Genomic DNA, 5,679 nt, shown 5'->3' on the forward strand with positions numbered 1-5,679 from the left:
CACCGCCGTGGCCTGCTCGAGGGTGAGCGCCTTGCTCGGCCGCCCGGCCCGTCCCTTGGGAGTGGTGACGAACTCGGCCACGTTCCGCACGACCCGGTCGCGCGCCTGCGCCTGCCGGATGGACCGCTTGAGGATCGAGTGCACCGCCTGCAGGCTCCGGGTGGACAGCTTCCCGGTGAGCCCGTCGAGCCACTCGTCGACGTCGTCCGCGCGCAGGTCCTTGAGCTTGATCTTGCCGATCAGCGGGATCACGTGCTTGTCGGCGAGGATCCGGTTGGTCGCGACGGTGTTGGCGTCGCGTCCTTTGAGTCCCTTGGCGAGCCAGTCCTCGACGGCGTCCGCGATTGTGTAGCTCGCGGAGCTCTTGATGCCGGCCTCCAGGTCTTTGACGGCCTCCCTGAGCTTGTCCTGGACCTCCGCCTTCGTCCGCCCCTTCCTCTTGAGGCGCCTGCGCTTGCCGTTGGGGTCGAACCCGAGTTCCAGGGCACCGGTGTAGCGGTTGCCCTCCGGGTAGATCGACCCCTCGTACTTACCGATCATGATTCTTGCCAACGGATCCCTCCTTCTGTCGGTCGAGGTACTCCTCGCTCGCCGCTCGATCACACGACACGGAGGGCCCCGCCGGTCCGACCCACGTGACCAGGGCTCTTCTCGGCCGTCTGGCCGTGTTCCCGGCCAAGATCGCGGCTCGGCTTTCGGGCATGTTCGTGTGGTGGCGTACTCGGCATGCCGGGTGGCGAATGTGTGCGCGAGTCAGCGACGAACTAGGAAGGGTGAGGGAAGTCCGGGGACGGCCCCGGATGCCTCACGAGACCTGCAGGCCCTGCTGCGTGCCGCCACGGGAGCCACTGGCTGCGGTGGCGGTACCAGCGGACATCGACAAGTCTTTGCCCCGGCTTGGCCTCGACTCTACTACAGAGCGTGTCGATATCTCACGGAAGGTGAGGCTCGGTTGGCGGCTCGGCTTGGTGATCTACTTTGTAAAGGCGTGCGCCGGTATGAGCCCGATCGCGTCGATGATCGCCAAACCCAATATCGAACCCTGGCGCTAACACCCAAGACCCTCGAAACAGCCATGGCATCATTTGCGCCTCGGTCATTCCACTCCAGTGACCGCACCGGATCTCAACAGCCATCGGTTGATCACCCGATGCGGGGGTTATCCGTCGAGACGAGTCCAGGGGAAGTCGTGTGCCGCAGAGGGGTGAGAGTTCCGCAGTGGCGTGCGCCGAACGCGATGGTCGGCCTGGTCGAGGGCGGTGAACCAGTTGGCGCGGATCATGGTGCCGTGTCCGCCGGACGGCCCGGAGTTGTTGAGGCAGTGGGTGCAGTTCAGCTGGCACTTGCGGGTGAGGTCGAGCCACAGCCGCTGCGGCGCGGATGCCGTCGGGGGGTGTCGATAGTGGTGGTCATGTGCACCTCCGGCGCGCGTCTTCGGGTGACCCGCGGCCCCGGGTCCGCGCCGTTCGCCCGGGGCCGCGGAGCTGGTGGGGACGGCGCGGCGCACAACCGGATGCACGCGGCGCCGCCCCGGCCTTTTTATCCGGCTATGGGGGCTCGGAGGATGTCCTGGCCTGAAAGGCGGTGGAGCCGATCACGTGGCACCGCCCCCGGCCGGTTCCCGCTTGGGGGCACCGGTGAGCAGAACGGGGAGGCTGGTGATGTTGCTGATCCAGGTCGTGCTCGGACGGCGTTTGCCGATGGGCCAACGGCTGACGAGGACTGCGCGCATCCCGATATGTGCGGCGGGGGCGATGTCGTGGGCGTAGTCATTGCCGACCGCGAGGACTTCTGCGGGCGCGGTGCCCAGGTTGTTCAGCACGTATTCGAAAGCGGCCGGGTCCGGTTTGGCGACGCCGATCTCGTGGCTGAGGAACACCCGGTCGCCGAACAGCCCGTCGATGCCGGCGGCGGCGAGCGCCGGGCGGCGGTCCTGCCAGGCACGGGCGTTGGAGAGCAACGCCAGCGTCACCCCGGCCTCGGCGACCGCGCGCATGGCGTCGCGGGCGGTGGTGCTGACCGGCCGCATTCCGAGGTTGAGATCGACCCGGTCGCCCCACTCGGTGAGCGTCCGGCCGTACTCCACGACTATGTGCGTGATGGCTCCTCCGTGGGCGGCGGCCCGGAACTCGGTCAGGTCGCGTTCTGGCATGGATGTCCTCATCGGTGAGCGGGCTGGTAGATGACTCGGGAGTGCGGTGCGGTGACGTTGTGGCTGATGGGTGCGGGGCCCGGGATGCGGGCGACGCCGCAGTACTGCAGCACCGGCGGTGCCTCCCACGGGGTGGGGTCGGGGCGCCAGTTAGAGCAGGGCACGATGCCGGGGTGCAGCAGGTCCAGGCCGGTGAAGAACCCGGCGATCTGCGCGGGGGTGCGGGCGAGGGTGGGGGTGCTGCCCAGCTCGGTCAGCAGCCGCATCGTGTCGCGCAGCAACTCGCCATGTAGTTCGGCGGTGGGGTGGGCGATGACAAGGTGGCTGCCGGGTGCGAGCGCGCCGACCAGGTCGGCGACGGTGGCTCGTGCTTGGTGGTCGTCGACGAGGTGGCTCAGCACCCCCAGCATCAGCAACCCGACCGGCTTGGTGAGGTCCAGGATGTGAGCCGCCTCGGTGAGGACGGTGCCGGTGTCGCGGGCGTCGGCGTCGACGACTTCGACGGTGCCCCGGCGACTGCTGGTGAGCATGGCGCGGGCGTGGGCCAGGACGAGCGGGTCGTTGTCGACGTACACCACGCGCGCGTCCGGGGTGATGCGCTGGGCGACCTCGTGGGTGTTGTCGACGGCGGGCAGGCCGACGCCAATGTCGAGGAACTGCCGTATCCCCGCGTGAGCGGCGAGGTGGTGGACGGCGCGGTTGAGGAACGCGCGGGAGTGGCGGGCGGTGTGGACGATGTCGGGGATGAGCTGGGTGACCAGATCGCCGGCGTGCCAGTCGGCCTCGAAGTTGTCCTTGCCGCCCAGCCAGTAGTTCCATAAGCGTGCCGCGTGCGGCACCTCGAATGCCGGGTTCGTGAGAGGGAAGCCGCTGAGCTCGTCCAGCATGGTTCGCTTTCGTCACTTGGGCGGGGAGAGGGTGGGCAGGAGGCCGTGGCCCCGGGACGGGTGCGCCGGGGGATGCGCCACCCGGGGCCACGGGGTCTGCGTGCGGACGATCCAGTCGCCGGTGGGCGGCTTTTCCGCGGCGCGGACCAGGCAAATCCGGACCCGTTCGGCCGTGGCCCGCAACGTCAGGTCAGCCAGGGATGTCGCCTGCAGAACCTCCCTGCACCCCATCTCCGCCATGAACGGCGTGATCGGGTAGGTCGCATGGGCCTCCCACCGGTCCCCGGGCAAGCACTGCACCCGGAACAGGTGCGCAGTGTTCCCGCTGGCGGGCGAATCGGAGAACGGTGCGAACAGGTCCGCGAAGAAACGGACCGGAGCGCCGACGTTGTGGGAAGGCAAAGCCGCCTCCTGCTGCGATGCACGGGTGCGCTGTGGTCGATGCCCATGTTTCTGTGGCGAGTGCCACAGCGGCAGGGGGATGATGGGGGATGACCGTGGATGCCGGCCCCATCCCTGGGACGGAAGGTGCATCGCCAATGTCTTCCGAAGCGACGGCGGCCGCGAAGAAGGCGATCGGGGCACGGCTCCGCCGGGTGCGGGAGGCGCCTCCGCGCTGGTCCCGCCCCGACCTGGCGCGGCTGCTGCGAGCGGCCGCGGACCCACGTGATCGGGCCACCTTGCCGCACGTGAAGACGCTCGCCGAGATGATCAAGCACTGGGAGAACGGGAAGCACTCACCGGGCGATCGCTACCGGCCGTTGTACGCGAAGGTGACCGGCAGATCCGAGGACGAGTTGTTCGGCAACGGACCGGGCTCCGATCCACTGGCCATGCTGTTGACGGAACCCGTCGCCGGAGACGGCACGGTGGGGCTTCCGACGGTGGAGCGGGCCGAGGGAATGCTGCGGCGCCTCTATCGACTGGAGGCGGAGTTCGGCGGCGACGAACTGGTCGCCGTGGTCGCCGAGCAGGTGTCGGCCGCCTCACGCGTCTTCGCGACCGCGGCGCTGGACCTGCGCGCCGAAAGGCGCCTCTACCTGGCGCTGGCCGGACTGACCCAGGTCGCCGGGTGGCTCGCGATCGATGCCGCCCGGCCGGGTGTCGCCACCCGCCACCTGACGGCCACGGTCTACGCCGCTCATGAGGTCGACGATCTCGGGCTGGCCGCGCATGCCATGGGCTACATGAGCCTGCATCACCTCTACCAGGGCAAGCCCCGCAAGGCACTCGCACTGGCCGACACGGCGAGCATGCTCGCTCGAGCGGAGGGCAGCCCTCGCACGCGGGCGATTCTGCACGAGCGGGCGGCCCGTGCCCACGCCGCCCTCGGCGAGACCGGCGCGTGCCGTCGGCATCTCGACCAGGCCGACACCGAATACATCGCGGACGCCGACGACCCCGAGCCCTCCTGGACGGAGTACGTGACCGAAGTCGAGATCGCGGCCCAGCGAGGCGCGTGCCTGCTGGACTTGGGCTTGCACGACGAGGCGGTCGACGCGCTGCAGCGCACCATCGCGCTGCTGGAGACGGCGGCCCCGGACCATCTCCGCGACCTGGCGCACTACAAGACGCGGCTCGCCACCGCGCATCTGCGGCAGGGAGAGCCGGAACAGGCCGCGCACGTAGCCGAACAGGCGTACGGATTGGCGCAGCAGATCGGGTCCGCGCGGGTGAACGCACGGTTCCGTGAACTCGTCACCGACCTGGAGCTGTTCGACGTCCCACAGGTGCGGGAACTGGTGGAGCGAGTCATGGGCCGCTGACGTCCAGGACCGCTGCCACCACGGCGTCGGTGTCGCGCAGGTCGGGCAGGACGAGTTCGGCGCCGGCGGCCTTCAGATCGTCGATGGTGCTCGAGCCGGTGGCGACCGCGACGACCCGTGCGTCGCCCTGGTGCCCGGCCTCGACGTCCTTGGGAGTGTCCCCGATCAGCACGGTCGTGGACGCGTCGAACGTCAGCCCGTACTTGTCCTGTGCGCGCCGTCGGGCGAGCGCGACGAGCGGGGGGCGTTCGGCGCCGTCCATTCCGTAGGCGCCGATGTCGAAGTCGACGAACCGGTCGAGGTCGAAGGCGGCCAGTTTGCAGCGGGCGATCGGTTCGGCGTTGCCGGTCAGCACCGACTGGACGACGTCGTCGCGTCCGGCCAGCGTCTGGAGGGCGTCGTGGGCACCGTGCAGAGCCCGGCCTTGGGCGGCGAGCCGGTCGCGGTTGCTGTCGAATGCGGCGGCGAGAGCCTCGGCGAACGAGGCCAGCAGCGAGTCGGTCGGGACGATGCCGTGAAGCCGGAGGGTTTCGCTGGTGATGGCCAGGTCGGTGCGGCCGGTCATGTCCGCGAGCCGTTCGAAGGGCTGCGCGGTCACCTTCACGAACGTGTCGCGGTACAACTCCCCGCTGAGGGGGCCTATCGACAGGAGGGTGTGGTCGATGTCCCAGAGCACCAGAATCGTCACGCAGGGATCGTAAGCGGCGAAGGTCATCGTTCGGGCGGCGAACGCGTCCATCCCGAAGGATGCCCCTTCCGTGCGCTGGGCGCCTGGTGTTCGCTAGTGTCCTGAGTCTTAATTTCGCCTAGGGTTCTGGCATGACGCGTCCGGGGCCAAAGCTTGCGCCGTTGGAGTTGACCGCCGAGGAACGGG

The 5,679-nt window shown here is 69.2% G+C and carries 6 protein-coding genes; 1 reads left to right on the forward strand and 5 read right to left on the reverse strand.

Features of this window, described 5'->3' with window-relative positions; translation table 11 throughout:
• The 4 genes from AB0L25_RS40855 to AB0L25_RS40870 form a co-directional block, all read right to left on the reverse strand.
• Window positions 1-552 (reverse strand): tyrosine-type recombinase/integrase (locus AB0L25_RS40855; protein ID WP_500179005.1); only part of this gene is annotated, 552 nt, incomplete at its 3' end.
• A gap of 1,042 nt (window positions 553-1,594) precedes the next feature.
• Window positions 1,595-2,152 carry an HAD family hydrolase gene (locus tag AB0L25_RS40860; protein WP_500179006.1) on the reverse strand — a complete coding sequence of 186 codons (558 nt, stop codon included), beginning with the start codon at window positions 2,150-2,152 and terminating at the stop codon, window positions 1,595-1,597.
• 8 nt (window positions 2,153-2,160) lie between these two features.
• The gene (locus AB0L25_RS40865; RefSeq protein ID WP_500179007.1) at window positions 2,161-3,039 is read right to left on the reverse strand and encodes an SAM-dependent methyltransferase; all 879 of its coding nucleotides are present in this window, start codon (window positions 3,037-3,039) and stop codon (window positions 2,161-2,163) included.
• Window positions 3,040-3,051: 12 nt separating this feature from the next.
• Window positions 3,052-3,441 carry a hypothetical protein gene (locus tag AB0L25_RS40870; RefSeq protein ID WP_500179009.1) on the reverse strand — a complete coding sequence of 130 codons (390 nt, stop codon included), beginning with the start codon at window positions 3,439-3,441 and terminating at the stop codon, window positions 3,052-3,054.
• A 137-nt stretch (window positions 3,442-3,578) separates the two neighbouring features.
• Between AB0L25_RS40870 and AB0L25_RS40875 the strand changes: the two genes are divergently transcribed.
• A complete protein-coding gene (locus AB0L25_RS40875; protein WP_500179010.1) occupies window positions 3,579-4,805 on the forward strand; it encodes an NsdA family TPR-like regulatory protein in 1,227 nt (408 codons plus the stop codon).
• On the opposite strand, the gene AB0L25_RS40880 is transcribed toward AB0L25_RS40875, so the two are convergent.
• A complete protein-coding gene (locus AB0L25_RS40880; RefSeq protein WP_500179012.1) occupies window positions 4,792-5,493 on the reverse strand; it encodes an HAD family hydrolase in 702 nt (233 codons plus the stop codon). The genes AB0L25_RS40875 and AB0L25_RS40880 overlap by 14 nt on opposite strands.
• Window positions 5,494-5,679 lie beyond the last annotated feature (186 nt).

Source organism: Spirillospora sp. NPDC052242 (assembly GCF_040679555.1).
In the GTDB taxonomy this organism is placed as follows: domain Bacteria; phylum Actinomycetota; class Actinomycetes; order Streptosporangiales; family Streptosporangiaceae; genus Spirillospora.